13 protein-coding genes are annotated in these 15,744 nt (G+C 38.6%); 5 read left to right on the top strand and 8 right to left on the bottom strand.

What is annotated here, in order from left to right:
• Nucleotides 1-187: 187 nt before the first annotated feature.
• Nucleotides 188-448 carry a metal-sensitive transcriptional regulator gene (locus tag IGI68_RS05645; protein WP_071875274.1) on the bottom strand — a complete coding sequence of 87 codons (261 nt, stop codon included), beginning with the start codon at nt 446-448 and terminating at the stop codon, nt 188-190.
• Between the two features lie 45 nt (nt 449-493).
• A complete protein-coding gene (locus IGI68_RS05640) occupies nt 494-2,950 on the bottom strand; it encodes an FAD-dependent oxidoreductase (RefSeq protein WP_438731236.1) in 2,457 nt (818 codons plus the stop codon).
• Between the two features lie 161 nt (nt 2,951-3,111).
• Between IGI68_RS05640 and IGI68_RS05635 the strand changes: the two genes are divergently transcribed.
• From IGI68_RS05635 to trxA, 4 genes are read left to right on the top strand one after another with little or no spacing between them, the layout of a single operon-like run.
• Nucleotides 3,112-3,429, top strand: coding sequence for a rhodanese-like domain-containing protein (locus IGI68_RS05635; protein ID WP_211272581.1), 318 nt, complete (start codon nt 3,112-3,114; stop codon nt 3,427-3,429).
• Nucleotides 3,430-5,082, top strand: coding sequence for an FAD-dependent oxidoreductase (locus IGI68_RS05630; RefSeq protein ID WP_438731232.1), 1,653 nt, complete (start codon nt 3,430-3,432; stop codon nt 5,080-5,082).
• Entirely contained in the window at nt 5,075-5,371 is a 297-nt protein-coding gene (locus IGI68_RS05625) for a rhodanese-like domain-containing protein (RefSeq protein WP_273232203.1), read from the top strand. Before IGI68_RS05630 ends, IGI68_RS05625 begins: the two co-directional genes overlap by 8 nt.
• A 27-nt stretch (nt 5,372-5,398) precedes the next feature.
• Nucleotides 5,399-5,713, top strand: a complete 315-nt coding sequence (gene trxA, locus IGI68_RS05620; protein ID WP_438731229.1) for a thioredoxin — start codon at nt 5,399-5,401, stop codon at nt 5,711-5,713.
• Between the two features lie 142 nt (nt 5,714-5,855).
• Here the strand turns inward: trxA and uxuA are convergent, their stop codons facing one another.
• From uxuA to xylA, 6 genes are all read right to left on the bottom strand, one after another.
• Nucleotides 5,856-6,926, bottom strand: a complete 1,071-nt coding sequence (gene uxuA, locus IGI68_RS05615; protein ID WP_071875268.1) for a mannonate dehydratase — start codon at nt 6,924-6,926, stop codon at nt 5,856-5,858.
• A gap of 12 nt (nt 6,927-6,938) precedes the next feature.
• On the bottom strand, nt 6,939-8,558 hold the full coding sequence (locus IGI68_RS05610; protein ID WP_438731225.1) for a mannitol dehydrogenase family protein: 1,620 nt from the start codon (nt 8,556-8,558) through the stop codon (nt 6,939-6,941).
• A 23-nt stretch (nt 8,559-8,581) separates the two neighbouring features.
• Nucleotides 8,582-9,706: a GDSL-type esterase/lipase family protein gene (locus tag IGI68_RS05605; RefSeq protein WP_071875266.1), complete on the bottom strand. Its 1,125-nt coding sequence runs from the start codon at nt 9,704-9,706 to the stop codon at nt 8,582-8,584.
• A gap of 23 nt (nt 9,707-9,729) precedes the next feature.
• Nucleotides 9,730-11,670 carry an alpha-glucuronidase gene (locus IGI68_RS05600; RefSeq protein ID WP_438731221.1) on the bottom strand — a complete coding sequence of 647 codons (1,941 nt, stop codon included), beginning with the start codon at nt 11,668-11,670 and terminating at the stop codon, nt 9,730-9,732.
• Between the two features lie 125 nt (nt 11,671-11,795).
• On the bottom strand, nt 11,796-13,286 hold the full coding sequence (gene xylB, locus IGI68_RS05595; protein WP_438731218.1) for a xylulokinase: 1,491 nt from the start codon (nt 13,284-13,286) through the stop codon (nt 11,796-11,798).
• 18 nt (nt 13,287-13,304) lie between these two features.
• The gene (gene xylA / locus IGI68_RS05590; RefSeq protein WP_438731215.1) at nt 13,305-14,612 is read right to left on the bottom strand and encodes a xylose isomerase; all 1,308 of its coding nucleotides are present in this window, start codon (nt 14,610-14,612) and stop codon (nt 13,305-13,307) included.
• A 76-nt stretch (nt 14,613-14,688) separates the two neighbouring features.
• Here xylA and IGI68_RS05585 point away from each other — a divergent pair, with 76 nt between their 5' ends.
• The gene (locus IGI68_RS05585) at nt 14,689-15,630 is read left to right on the top strand and encodes an AraC family transcriptional regulator (RefSeq protein WP_438731212.1); all 942 of its coding nucleotides are present in this window, start codon (nt 14,689-14,691) and stop codon (nt 15,628-15,630) included.
• Nucleotides 15,631-15,744 lie beyond the last annotated feature (114 nt).

Here is a 15,744-nt window from a genome sequence, read left to right as displayed (position 1 = left end):
TTTAGTGATTTTTCTCATAAAAAAACACACAAGCTGGCTCTAAGCATCTCTCCTTTATTCCAATATCGCATTGATTGGAATATAAAAGAGGGATACCGAAGCTACTCTTGTGTGTTTTTTTTACGAATCACGGTTATCGACAAATTTCATCACGTTTTTCTATCCACGATGGCAAGTGCCTTTGCTGTTACTTTTTGATAATCATATTAATCGCTTGTTCTAGTTTTTTTGCTTGTTCTTCCGGATCGTTTTCTGGGTCTATAAAACAATTTTTCAAGTTTTCAGCCATAATCATGCCCATCACCCGATCAATCCCAGAGCGAACTGCACTTAATTGGGTAATGACATCGATACACTCTTGCTCATCTTCAATCATCTTTTGAATCCCTCTTAATTGGCCTTCCGCACGACGCAAGCGATTGATGACTTTCTTATTTTCTTTTTCCATACGCTTTCACCTGGTCTTTCTTTTATTCCCATTATTTTACCGTTATTAGATGAACAAATTCAAGTTTGCTGATTCACTGTCGCCTAAATACGTCGCAACACCACCATATTCGACGAAATCATAGAGTTCAGCTGGTTCAATGCCCATAATATCCATACTCATCGTGCAAGCAACGAATTTCACCCCAAGTTGATTAGCTTGTTCAATCATTTTTGGTAAGGATTCAACATTTTTCTGCTTCATCACATGTTTAATCATTTTGTTCCCGAGTCCGCCCATATTCATCGACGAAATTGGCAACGATGCTGCACCTTTTGGCAACATCATATCAAACATTTTAGCTAATCCGCTTTTTTTAATGCGTTGTTTTTTCAATGCACTTAAGCCCCAGAAGGTAAAGAAGATGGTGACGTCTTTGCCCATCGCTGCAGCTCCAGACGCAATAATCATCGACGCTAAGACTTTATCCATCTCACCACTGAAGACGACCATTGTGGCGCCTTCTTTCGTTTCTCTTAACACACCTTCTGTCATCGCAGGCGTAGCAGAAGATCCTACTTGTCCTTTTTCGATTAACACATTGACTTGATTATTCGTTAAGTCGCTAGAAAGTAAGGTATTTCCTGTATTTTCACACCACGCAGCAATATCGGCACTAAACCCAAAATCACTTGCTACTATTTTTAATTGTTGGCCATCTTCCATTTGATCGATGGCTTGTTTCACTTTTAAAATCGGCCCCGGACATTGTAAGCCACACGCATCGAGTTCAATCATTGGCGCTTTTGGTTGATTCGTAATTGGAGCATTTGTTGTTTGAGTCGAAACAGCCGGCGTTTTTGGTGTCACCAATTTTAGCTGATACTTCGCTTGTTTATACGTTTTATAACCACCATCCAAGTTCTTCACTTCAAAACCATGTGCCATTAATAAACGAGCGGCATTATACCCTCTTTGTCCCACTTGACAATACACATAAATCATCTTGTCTTTGGGTAACTCTGTTAAACGTTGACGCAATTGATTCAACGGAATCCATGTAGGGTTCGCTAATTTTCCAGTAGCCAGTTCAAATTCTTCTCGAATATCAAGGAAAAAGGCCTGTTTTTCCAAAAGAGCATCGACTTCATGCCATTGAAACGTTCGGACACGCTGATTTAGGAGATTATCGGCAGTATACCCTAGGAGGTTTACCGGGTCTTTCGCACTTGAATAGGGCGGTGCATAAGACAACTCGATACTAGCAAGTTCATCGGCTTTGGCACCAAAACGCATGGCAGTTGCAATTACATCAATCCGTTTTTCAACCCCTTTGGTCCCAATCGCTTGTGCTCCTAAAATCTTACCAGAAGCATCAAACAATAATTTCAAGTGAATCGGACTAGCACCCGGATAATAGCCGGCATGAGAATTCGGATGCAAATGAATCGCTTGATAGTCGATTCCTTTTTGTTTTAAGAGTCGCTCACTATTCCCCGTTGCCGCAATCGTTAACTCAAAGACTTTCGCTACTGACGTACCCGCTGTCCCAGGATAATGAATCGGCAAGCCATTTAAGACATCTGCCACTAAGCGACCTTGACGATTCGCTGGCCAAGCAAGCGGTACATGGGTTGCTTCTTGCGTCACAAAATCCGTCACTTCAATCATATCACCAATCGCATAAATATCTTTTTGACTCGTTTGGAAATGATGATCAACTTTTACACCGCCACGAAATCCTAGCGTTAAGCCGGCCTCTTTGGCTAATGTATTTTCAGGCGTCACCCCAATGGAGAGAATCGTTAAGTCCGATTGTAAGACTTGACCACTTGTTAGGACTAGACGTTTACCCGCTTCTTGAATTTCTTTTAATCCATCATTTAAAATCAGATTGACACCATGTAAATTGATTTGTTGATGAATTTGTTGCGCCAATTCAAAATCAACATTTGGCATGACTTGTGGTGCCATTTCGACTAATTGCACATCGATGCCTAATTCAACAAGGTTTTCCATCATTTCTAGGCCAATAAAACCACCGCCGATAACCGTCGCTGTTTGGACATTTTGTGTTTTGATATATGCTTGAATCTGATCCATATCCGGAATATTCCGTAGTGAAAAGACATTCGTCGCTGTTGCTAATCCTGTAATCGGGGGCACAATTGCTTTCGCTCCCGTTGACAAAATAAGTTGATCGTAACTCTCTTCATAGGTTTCTTTTGTTTGATGATGATAAATCGTGACACTTTTGGTTTCCGGATTAATTTTAGTAACTTCAGAAAAATTCCGAATATCGAGGTCATATTGCGCATGCATTCCTTCCACTGTTTGCAGCAATAAATTGTCTCGCTCTTTAATGACCCCACCCACATGATATGGCAAGCCGCAATTGGCAAAAGAGATATACTCTCCTTTTTCTAATAAGATAATTTGATCGGTTTCATTTAAACGACGTAAACGCGTTGCAGCAGTTGCACCACCCGCGACGCCTCCAATAATCACAATTTTTTTTGACATATTTTTTTCAAGCCCCTTTCACAATACAAAGGAAATATACCCTTACCAGGTATAACTGTCAAGTTCTTTTTGATAAAACTATCAAACTTCTCCCTTGACAAACGAATCTAAACAAGGTTTAATATACCCCGTAAGGTATTTTAATTTGATAAAGGAGTGACATGATGTTTGGTTTATTTCAAACAATTCCTTCGATTACGACAACCGCACTCGAAGCTGAATTAACAAAGAATATTACAATTTTAGATGTTCGAAACCCATCCGAATACCGGTCAGGGCATATCGCAAAAGCAATCAATGTCCCATTAAATAAAATTTCTGGATATAAAGGAGCCAAAGAAGCACCGATTTATCTCATTTGCCAATCTGGGATGCGCAGTAAAAGTGCAGCGAAACAATTAAAGAAGATGGGGTATAATGTAATTAACGTCCGTGGCGGCATGAGCCAATGGACTGGGAAAATTAGAGGAGGAAAATAAATGAAAGTTATTATCATTGGTGGTGTTGCAGGTGGTATGTCTGCAGCTACCCGCTTACGTCGTTTAAACGAAGAAGCAGAAATTATTATTTTTGAAAAAGGGCCGTTTGTTTCGTTTGCAAACTGCGGACTCCCTTATTATGTCTCCGGTGAGATTGGTGAGCGTAGTCAATTGCTTGTCCAAACACCTGAGTCTCTACAAGCGCGCTTCAACCTAGATGTTCGCCCCCACCATGAAGTCTTAAGCATTGATAGTCATGCGAAAATGGTTACCGTCAAACACGAAGACCAAACGTTTACCGAGACTTATGATCACTTAATTTTATCTCCAGGTGCGAAACCTTTTGTCCCGCCAATTGAGGGCATCGCTGAAGCAAAAAATGCTTTTAGTTTACGGAATGTTCCGGATTTAGATAATATTATGACCGTTTTAGATGGAGAACAACCTAAAGAAGCCGTTGTCATTGGCGCAGGTTTTATCGGTTTGGAAATGGCAGAAAACCTACAAATGCGTGGCATAAAAGTCACAATCGTTGAAAAAGCACCACACGTTTTACCACCACTCGACGAAGAAATGGCGGCGTTTGTTAAAAAAGAACTAGAAGCCAACAATGTTCGCGTAATTACTTCTCAATCTGCTGTCGCTTTTAAAGATGAAGGACGGACAATTGTGCTCGAAGACGGCAGTGAATTGACTTCAGGATTAACCATTCTTTCGGTCGGTGTCACACCTGAAAACCGCTTAGCTCAATCCGCTAAGATTGAACTTGGACTTCGCGGCGGAATTTTAGTCGATGAAAACTACGAAACGAGCCAAAAAGACATTTATGCCGTTGGGGACGCAATCGTCGTTAAAAATCAAATTACCGGCGAAGACGCGTTGATTTCACTCGCATCTCCCGCCAATCGCCAAGGTCGACAAGTAGCCGACGTCATCTCTGGTTTAAAACGCAAAAATAAAGGGAGCATTGGAACTGCGATTGTTCGGACCTTTAACATGACAGCCGCTTCTACCGGTTTAAGTGAAAGAGCCGTCCGCTTAGCAGGACTTCCTTATCAAGTCGTTCACACTTCTGGAAAAGACCATGCTGGCTATTATCCAGGTGCGACTGATATCACGTTAAAACTGATTTTCAATCCTGAGACTGGAACCATTTACGGCGCACAAGGCGTCGGCCAAAAAGGCGTTGATAAACGAATTGACATTCTCGCGACTGCCATTAAAGGGAACTTAACCGTTGAAGATTTACCAGAATTAGAATTTACTTATGCCCCACCGTTTGGTTCGGCTAAAGATCCAGTCAATATGCTTGGTTACGTCGCATTGAACTTAATGGAGGGCCTCAGCGAGTCAATCCAGTGGCACGAAGTCAAAGAAGCAGTCGCAAGTGGTAAGGTTATTTTAGACGTCCGGAATCCTAGCGAAATAAAACAAGGTCAATTTAAAGATAGTATCCAAATTCCATTAAATGATTTACGTTGTCGGATCCACGAACTCGACCATCATCAAGAATATATTATTAGTTGTCATAGCGGATTACGTAGCTATGTCGCAGAAAGACTGTTAAAACAAGCAGGCTTTAAAGCAAAAAATCTAGACGGTGCGTTTTCGTTATATAACACCGTGTTACCGGAGGAAATTGAACATGTATAAATCAATCGGCATGCCCGAATTTTACCAAGAAGCAAAACGGCATCAACTCCCAATTATTGATGTCCGTGAAATAGACGAATATGAAGCAGGACACGTTCCAAATGCTAAAAATCTCCCTTTAAGCACGCTAGGAGAAACCTTTGATACGCTCGAAAAAGAGCAAGAATATTTTATTATTTGTCAATCTGGCGGACGTTCTGCCCGAGCTGCTGAATTTTTGAGCCAACAAGGCTATGACGTCACCAATGTAATGGGTGGCACTTCATCTTGGCCAGGCGAAATGGCCTAATTCAAACGGAATCAGGAGGGAAAACACATGAAAGACTTAACAAAAAAAGAATTTGAACAAACAATCGGTCACGGATTACATCTCGTTGATTTTTGGGCCCCTTGGTGTGGTCCTTGTCGGATGCAAACACCGATTTTAGAAGAGTTAGCCAAAGAATATTCTTCTGAGCAACTGCAAATCAGTAAAGTTAACGTCGATAACGAAGGTGAACTTGCCGTGCAGTTTGGCATTCAAAGTATCCCCACACTCCTCGTTTTTAAAGACGGTCGACTGGTTGATCGCTTGATGGGAGTTCAAATGAAACCTCGATTAGAAGCGGTTTTAAACCCGTTGATGGGATAGGAAAACAATCAAAACCACCGCTCACGTTTCAGAAGAACGTGAGCGGTGGTTTTTTATGGTAAAAAGCGGGAATGAATTGTGAAATCATTTAAGATAGATACTCTTTTCACGCTATAAGGTAGATAACTTGATACCTATTATATTACAATCCTTTAGCCATATCCCAACAACCGGTTAAATACATTGCACCCATCGCTCGATCATATAAACCGTATCCAGGTCGAACATTCGTTTCATTCTCACCAAATACATGTCGACCATGATCAGGACGAACGTACCCTTCGAAATTCATTCTGGCTAAAGTTCGCATTATCCCCGTAATATCCACCGTTCCATCTTGGGTACGATGCGAGACTTCGCTAAAATCACCATTATCATACACTTTAACATTTCGAACATGCATAAAATGTACTCGGTCTTTAAATTCGTCTAACATGTCGACTAAGTTATTATTTAAGTCTGCCCCCAGTGATCCCGTACAAAAAGTTAAGCCATTATAAACACTTGTATTTAAAGATAATAACTTTCTGATATTTTCTTGACTGTTAGCTAAACGAGGTAATCCAAAAATTGAAAATGGTGGATCATCTGGATGAATAGCCATTTTTATATCATATTCTTCACAGGTTGGCATAATCGCATCTATAAAATAGTTAAAATTCTCTCTTAATTTATCATCTGTAAAGCCTTGATAGGCATCAAATAACTCTTTAATCTTTATTAGTCGTTCGGGTTCCCATCCAGGTAAGGTTAACCCTCGACTTTCTTTTTCTACAATCTCAACTAATTCTTGTGGATCAATTGACATAATTTTTTCTTTATCAAAAAATAAAGCAGTTGAGCCATCTGACAACGGATGAAACATCTCTGTTCGAGTCCAATCAAAAATCGGCATAAAATTATAACAAATAACTTTGACACCATTTTTACCTAAATTTTTTAGACTTTCTTTATACGTTTCAATATACGCATCTCGGGTCGGCAACCCCAATTTAATATCCTCATGAATATTAATTGATTCAACAATTGTTGCTTTTAATCCATGATTTTCTATATAATGAACTGCCTTTTGTACTTCTTGTTCTGTCCACAATTCTCCAGCCTGTTTATCATGTAAGGCCCAGACAATTTCTTCTACTCCTGGAATTTGACGGATATCATCTAAAGAAATTGGATCATTACCTTGACCATACCAACGAAAAGACATTTTCATAAAGACACTCCTCTAATTTGATTTTATTTCTGATAGAACGTTTTTTATTGTCAATCGAACGGCTCCTGGAGCTTTTGACATTTCTTCATATAAGTAAATAATCGAATCAGATAACCCTACTTCCACTAAATCAAGTCCAAAAATCTTCTCATTACGAAGCAATGTTTCAATCTCTTGTATCGCATTCGTTTTTCCTAATTTAAATTCAGAGAATAAAGGCTGTAAAACCGGTAACATTGGATCGGGACTGACTTCAAACATTTCCCCACTATCTTTTATACCACTTAAATAACGTAGCCATCCTGCTAAAACCAGTGGAATAATCTTCAATGAATGGGCATTTAATGTTGAAGATGCCACGTATGACTTAATCGTTTCCCCGTAACGTACTGATAACTTTTGAGAAGTATCCGTCGCAATCCGCTGAGGTGTGTCTGGGATAAAAGGGTTAGCTAAGCGTGTATTTATCACTTCATCAATAAATTTCTCTGGATTGATAATCTCAGGATTCATCACAACCGGTAACCCTTCTTGATACCCTAACACTTTGATTAAGGAGACCAAGTCCGGATCCCGCATTTCTTCATGAATAAAATGATAGTCGAATAAGCATCCAAAAATTGCCAAGGCTGTATGTAACGGATTTAAGCAAGTGGTTACTTTCATTGTTTCTACTTTATTTACCGTTTCTCGCTTAGTATAAATAATACCTGTCTTATCTAGTAAAGGCCTCCCATTAGGAAAATTATCTTCAATAATGAGATATTCCGTTTCCTCTCCATTAACATACGGAGCCACAAAGGTATGTTTTAATGTTTGACTTGGAGACATGTCTTCTAGACCTTCTTTTTCTAACAAAGCTTCAATTTTAGCATCTGGACGTGGCGTTATTTTGTCAATCATCGTCCAGGGAAAAGATACTTTCCCACTATTCAGGATATATTCGCTGAAATCGATCGGTACTAATTGCTTTTCTACCCATCGATTGACGTAAGCGAATACCGAATTTTGCAATTTCTCCCCATTATGGCTCATATTATCCATACTCACGAGCGCTAGCGGAAAAGCTCCTGCTTGATACCGTTCAAAAAGTAACGTCGTTAACTTCCCTAAATAACTTTGAGTATTATAAGGTCCATTTTCAAAATCTGCTTTGACTAAGGGCATTAACTCTCCATGGTTATCAACTAAACTATAGCCTTTTTCTGTAATAGTCATACTAACCATTTCTAAACTTGGCTTTCGAAAAATCTCCTTTAAAAGAATAAAATCATCGGAATCATTTTCCATCTTTACATATTTACTAATACTTCCAATAATTTCTTTCGTGAGATTACCATCGCTTTTAAGATTCACATTAATTGTTAAATTATCATAACGTTGCAAAACATCTATAATTTCAGTATCATAGCCCTCGGCAACAATGATTCCTGTGTCTACTACACCTTCGTTTAATAGTTGCTGTTGATGAGGCGCTAAAAATGCTCGGAAAATGTTACCTGCTCCTAATTGAACCCACCGTGGCTCTTCTAACGTTTTTCGTGTAACCTTATCTACATCATAACGGGGTAATAAATAACCCCGATCAGCTAGATCAGAGGACTTAGTTATTATTTTTTTGGATAGTTTCACGCTTTCTCACCCTCTTTCCTTTTTTATGATTCTTCAAAAATCTGATTGAGCTCCATTGATTTTGCAATATGACGACCACCTGATTCATTTAAATGTAATCCGTCACCTGTATCATAGTTCCTATCTAAACAATTCGGTCTGAGCGGATCTCTGACCATTTTGTCTAAATCAAAATAGTCATCAGTCGCTACGCTAGAACGAATCCAATCATTTACTTCTTGCCGGATTTCATCTAATGCTGGTGAATAAAATTGAGAGTTCCCAAAAGGCATCAAGGTGCAAATCATTACTTTTGAATGATGCACATGTGCGATTTCTTTATACATTTTCAGTCCATTGATTATCTCAGTAGCATTATTATACTGAGTCGTTAAGATATCATTAATCCCATGCAAAACAATAATAATCTCTTTTGGTCCTGAGGAATATAAATCTTTTTCGAATCGTAACAAACCTGATTGTCCGTGACGATTATAATCGTCACTATTTTTATCTGTTCCAAAAAGGATTCGGCTCCCACCAATCCCTTTATTAATAATAGACGTATTCCTTTTTTGTGTTTTTAGGAATCTTAATGTTAATTGGTCTACTATGAATCCCTGGTGAACGAGTGAGTCACCAAAAAAAACAATCTTCGTTTGTTGAGGGTCATGCGGAATGAGCAATTCTTCAATGCCATAAATAAATTGCATCCGATTATTCTCGTGTACCATCTTAAATAGATTTTTTTGTAAAACTAAACGATCGTTATCAAAATTAGTGACTTCAGTGACCCTTCTTGAGTACGTCACGATTCCACCATTTATTTCTACAGGTTCTGCTAGAATCGTTTCAATTTGCAAGACATCTCCTGGATTCGCATGTATATAAATAGGATCACTAATTAGCCTACTTCCTGGAAGAAGATTGACTCTTTCACTCCCTAATACGGTTACTTCTTTTGACTGATCTAAGGATGCCGATAGATTTCGGATGCTGACTTTTGAGAAAATAATTGGTTCCATTCCATAAAGATTCGCAAACTTCATTCTGATACTAGAAAAATCATGGTTATTAACAATCGTTATTCGCTGAATATCACTCTGTATCTTAGAAGGCCAGGATTGATAATCAATTTGACAATAGCCCCATATACTATTCCACTCCATTTTTTTCACCTACAATCATTCGTTTAGTTATAAATATTCCTATTATATTTATCAGAAATACCTGACTTTCTGAAAAAATACGTGTTAATTTGATCTCTCCACTCAATAGCCATGTCATACTGTTCGTCTAGTAATCCACTGACATTCGAATAACTTTCCTCATCGATTTCATTTTCCAAAGTCTGCCATTGTGCAATATATTTTTGAACTCGCTCCACACCTTCAAAATGGTTATCATAGATATCTTGAATCAGCGTCTTTCCATTTTGGAGTTTATGGTCGTATTTCACGTAATGAAACCATAGCAACAAATCATCTGGACACGTTTTTACGTTATGATATTCTTCACAACGTTGGCTTGAATATTGTTCGACATATTTCGTACCTGTTTTGGATCGATTATTACCAATCCCATTGCGATCTGCGAAATGATACGTTCCCCAGCGATCGTATTCATAGCCATCCACATCAGGACCATAATGGATATGTGGTTTGCACATGAAGCCAACACCATTAGGAGCATTGTATAAACGGTATGTTTCTCTAGAAGTGATTAATATTTCAGATACCGTTTTATGACCTTGGTCACTTAGAATAAAACTTAATTTACTCCAATTATTTGCCATTTCTTCACTGGTCAGTTGATTGTCCCAACATAACTTCCCATAAGCATAAATATTACTTTGCATTAATTTATGATGTGTCCAATTCTCATCCATCCCTACTACTCCTACAGCACATATCCCTGAATTCTTAGAATCGATTGAATTAGACTTCAATAAACCTTTGACGACACTTGGAGAATAATCATGTTTTGTATCAAAATCAAGTGCTTCTTTCCAAACAGGGGCTTGATAGTAGACCGCTCTTTGTTGACCTGTATACTCTTGCGTAAGTTGGAATTCAATGATTTGATTTGTTTTTCTCAAACCGCCAAATAGGGGAGATACTGGTTCTTTCACTTGAAAATCAAGCGAGCCTAATTTGATTTGTAAAATGACATTGTCAGAAAAACGACCATCAAGTGGCATAAAATGATCATATGCTGCTCTTGCCCGATCAATACTCCGATCGCGCCAATCTTGTTTACAGTTATATACGAAACAACGCCAGATACAAATTCCACCAAATGGCTTCAGAATTTCAGCGAACATATTAGCGCCATCATCGTGTCCTCTGCCATATGCAAACGGACCGGGTTCCCCTTCAGAATCGGCTTTTACGACAAACCCACCAAATGTCGGGATTTCTTTATATAAATTAGAGACTATCTTCTGCCAAAAATTTTGAACTCTCTCATCTAAGGGATCTGCCGTTTCTAAACGACCAATTGTAATGGGCGAAGCAAAGTTTATACTCAAAAACAGCTTAATTCCATAAGATGAAAAAATAGCATTCATCGTTTTTAAGTCCTCGATAAAATCCATTGTTATTAATCTCGTTTCAACTTTGTGTACGTTTACATTATTGATGCTTAACGCATTAATTCCGATCGATGCTAGCAATCGAGCATATTCATGGACAATTGTCCAATCCCGTCGAAACTGATTATTCGCATAAAAAATTGATTTTCCTGCATAGCCGCGCTCAATTGTCCCATCGATATTATCCCAATGATTAATCATACGAATGGATTGGTCTGGAATTGATATAATTTCTTCGAATTGATTTCCTAATAATATTTCTTCATATAGACGGTACATCCCGTAAAGAAGTCCTTTTGACGTATTTGCTTGAATAATCGTCGATTCACATTTTTTAATGTTAAATCCTTCTTCGCCTAAAGAATCATCTTGAATTAATTGAAATAAAATAGCTGCATTTTGAGAAACTTTTTCAATTTCTTTAAATAAAATAGGCATTTCTTTGATTATTGTATTCGAAATTAAATCCTTAGAATCGATTTGAAATGAATTGAAAAAAGCACGATCCACTTGCTTACTTAACCAACATTTATCTCTCATTTTATCTAAAATTCCTTTCATATATCGTTTATCTTGCTTTTCCTTTAAAAAATCAAAAAAGTGTTGAAAGAAAATCTTAAAGAGATTCTCTATCAACACTACAAATCATACAGCCCAATTTTTTGTTATTCTCCTAATTCATAACAAATGTCTTTCGTTGCCGCATAGACCTTTTGATACGTCTCATAGATTTTTTGGTATTTTTCGACATTAGTTGGGATTGGACTCGCCCCTTTTTTGTACGAAACAAAAGTATCCGAACACTCTTGGAGGCTTGCAAACCAACCGAGTCCCGTTGCGGCTAACATCGCCGCACCAAGTCCAGGTCCTTCTTCTACTTCGAGGCAAAGAATCTCAGTCCCGAAAATATCAGCTTGAATTTGTAACCATTCGGGATTTTTGGCACCACCACCGACAGAAATAATTTTGTCAAACGTTTTTCCAGCGATGGTTTCCATTAATTGTTGGCTGTCTTTTAATGAAAACGTAATGCCTTCCAAAACGGCTCTGCTAAAATGGGACAGGGTATGCGTCGTATCAATTCCGATAAAGCTCCCCCGAACTCGACTATCCACATGCGGTGTTCGTTCACCGACAATATAAGGTGTGAAAAGTAATCCGTTAGCGCCTGGACCAATGTTTCCCACACCAGCTAACAATTCTTCAAAACTGAGGTCTTTTGCAAATGTTTCTTTAAACCAACTTAAACTATGGCCGGCTGCCAATGTTACCCCCATTGAATAGTAACGATCTTTTAGTCCATGATTAAACAGGTGGAGCTGGCCTGCATAATGGGGGATTTTCGTATCTTCATATGATAAAAAGACACCCGATGTTCCAATGCTGACCATGCCTGTTTCAACCTCTAAAATACCTGCACCAATTGCCGCACAAGCATTATCAGCACCACCAGCAAATACTTGGATCTCGTGTTTAAAACCAAAACGCTGCCTTAATGCTGGGCGAATCACGCCTGTTTTTCCTTGGGAATCAATTAATGGTGGTAAATACGTTGCGGGAATGGCAAACTGATTGAGTATCTCAGTCGACCACTCTTTTTTCGCAACATCCAATAGTAAGGTTCCTGCTGCATCCGAATAATCCATATGTTGTTGACCCGTTAGCCAAAAACCTAAATAATCTTTTGGTAATAGCAAGTGACGGACTTCTTGCCAAATTTCAGGTTCATTTTCTTGAAGCCAAAGAATCTTAGGTAGCGTAAAGCCTTCTAAAGCAATATTTTGGGTAATAGCTAACAAGTCATCGCCAAATGTTGCCATAATCTTGGCACATTGGGCACTCGTTCGTACATCATTCCATAAAATTGCTGGGCGTAACACCTCTTGTTCGTCATTTAAGACGACTAGACTATGCATTTGACCAGAAAAACTAATGCCTTGTAGTTCCTCGGTAAAATCAGGAACCGCCGCTTTCAAAGTTTCAAAAACGATTTCGCATGCGCGAATCCACTCTGCTGGATCTTGCTCACTATAGCCAGAGGCGGGATGGAGTAACGGATAATCCGCTGTGGCAGTTCCACAAGATTCACCTTTTTCATTCATCAATAAGCCTTTTAAGGAACTCGTCCCTAAATCAAGTCCTAAAACGTAAGCCATTTTCTCACCTCTTCATGCTTAGAATAAAAAATCATTTAAACGAGATTTAACAAATTCTAAGTGATCTGATTCCATTTTTATTTCGTCATTTGCTAAAGCATACGTGGTTAAGCTTTCTAAATCTTCTTCACCCGCCACGATTTTCGCACCAATACCCGTTGTATAACTTGCGTAACGTTTTTCTTTTAGTTCATCAAAGAAACGAGCTTCTTTGAGGGCAGCTGCTGCTTTTAAGCCACGTGCATACGTATCCATTCCCGCAATATGTGCTAAGAATAAGTCTTCCATTGCAAACGATGAACGGCGAACTTTAGAGTCAAAATTAATCCCACCTGGTGCAATGCCTCCATTTTCTAACAGTTCTACCATCACAAGGGTCGTATCGTGAACATTCGTCGGGAATTCATCTGTATCCCAACCGAGTAACGGGTGACCTTGATTGGCATCAATTGATCCTAATGCATCATAACAACGCGCTACTGCTAGCTCATGTTCAAACGTATGACCTGCTAGCGTCGCATGGTTGCCTTCTAAGTTTAATTTGAAGTCGCCTTCTAATCCATATTTTTGAATGAATGCCATCGCAGTTGCGGCATCGTAATCGTATTGGTGACTTGATGGCTCTTTTGGTTTTGGTTCAATTAAAAATTGTGGTTTATGATTGATTTTTTCCCCATAGGCAATCGCCATTTTGAATAAGCGGGCAATGTTGTCTTGTTCTAATTTCATATCGGTATTTAGTAACGACTCATAGCCTTCACGACCACCCCAGAAAACATAGTTCTCGCCGCCTAATTTTTTACTAATATCAAGGCCTTTTTTCACTTGCGCAGCCGAATGAGCAAAGACATCTGCATTATTTGAAGACGCTGCACCATTCACAAAGCGTGGATTGGAGAACATATTTGCTGTATTCCATAAGAGTTTAATGCCTGTTTGATCCATTTTTTCTTTGATTAAATCCGTAATTTCATCAATGTTTTGGAAAAATTCTTCTAATGAATCGCCTTCTGGTGCAACGTCGACGTCATGGAAACAAAAATACTCGACGCCTAATTTTTCTAAAATTTCAAAGAAAGCTTCTACGCGATTTTTAGCTGTTTCCATTGGTGTTTCTCCCCACCAATTACGGATATTGACTGGACTACCAAATGGGTCTGATCCATCTTGTGTCATGGTATGCCAATAAGCAATTCCAAAACGTAAATGTTCCTTCATTGTTTTACCTAAGACGATTTCTTCAGGATTGTAATGACGAAAAGCAAATGGATTGTCCGTCTTTACCCCTTCGTATTGAACTTTGTTGATGTTTTCAAAATATGCCATTGTTATTTCCTCCTAATTTTTATTTGATAATGAATCTGACATCCTTTATATTATGAGATAGAAGGGAGTCAAAATAATGTCGAATGAATTTGAACTGATTGAGCATCGTCAATCAAAAGGCGTCCATGCGTTCTTAATTGATATGAATTATCGGCGTCCCCACTTGCATACGGATTTGGAGCTTATTTACGTTTTAAAAGGACAATTAATTGTCCAAACGGAAGGCCGAAAAATAACCGTACAAGAACAGGAATGTCTGGTCATTAATTCCTGTCAGCTACATGAACTGCTCTCTAAAGAACAAGCAAAACTACTGATTTTACAATTAGGGACAAAAGAATTTGCAACTTTTTTTCCACAGATTAATGAAATTTCGTTTCATAATCAGGCACTTAACCTAAACGAGCGACCGTTTTTTAAAGAGTTATTACACCATTTATTTACGACTTGTGATTCGTTCTTTCAAGAAGAAGATTATTTTGCGTTAGCGTGTCACGGCCACGCCTCACTTGTTCTGTATTATTTACTACAATGTGCGCCTTACGAATTAATCCCTGAAGCCAAACAAGGGGCTCACTTCGCACGTCAAGAACGCATTCGCCGGATTAGTCACTATATCCAGCAGCATTACCACGAAACATTATTCTTAGCAGATATTGCCAAACAAGAAAACTTATCGGTCAATTACTTATCCCATTTTTTTCATAAGAATTTTGGTCTCTCCTTTCAACACTACTTAAACGTTATACGCTGTGAAAAAGCGTATTTCCTATTAAGTAATACCGATCACGGTTTACTCCACATCAGCGAAGCTTGTGGCTTTTCGGACTTGCGCTACTTAAATCGTGCCTTTAAAGATCTTTACCACCAAACACCCAAACAATTTCGCAATCAGATGAATCAACGAGCGACAATCACGACCACGCATAGTGGCCACGAGCAAATCGATCGCCAACACATCTATTCAAAAGCTGAAAGTGCAGCAGTGATGACAGAACTTCGTACAACTAAAAAGTAAGCACGGAACGTCGCACACCTTATAAAGCGTTTTCATATCTGCTATTTAATCTTAACAAGCTTTCGAGAAAAAAACTTGAACTTTCTTATTGTCTTTTATAGACTATCTTGATAT

Source organism: Enterococcus sp. DIV1314a (assembly GCF_051713805.1).
Classification (GTDB): domain Bacteria; phylum Bacillota; class Bacilli; order Lactobacillales; family Enterococcaceae; genus Enterococcus_I; species Enterococcus_I aquimarinus.
This window is presented reverse-complemented; position numbering and strand designations above follow the sequence as displayed.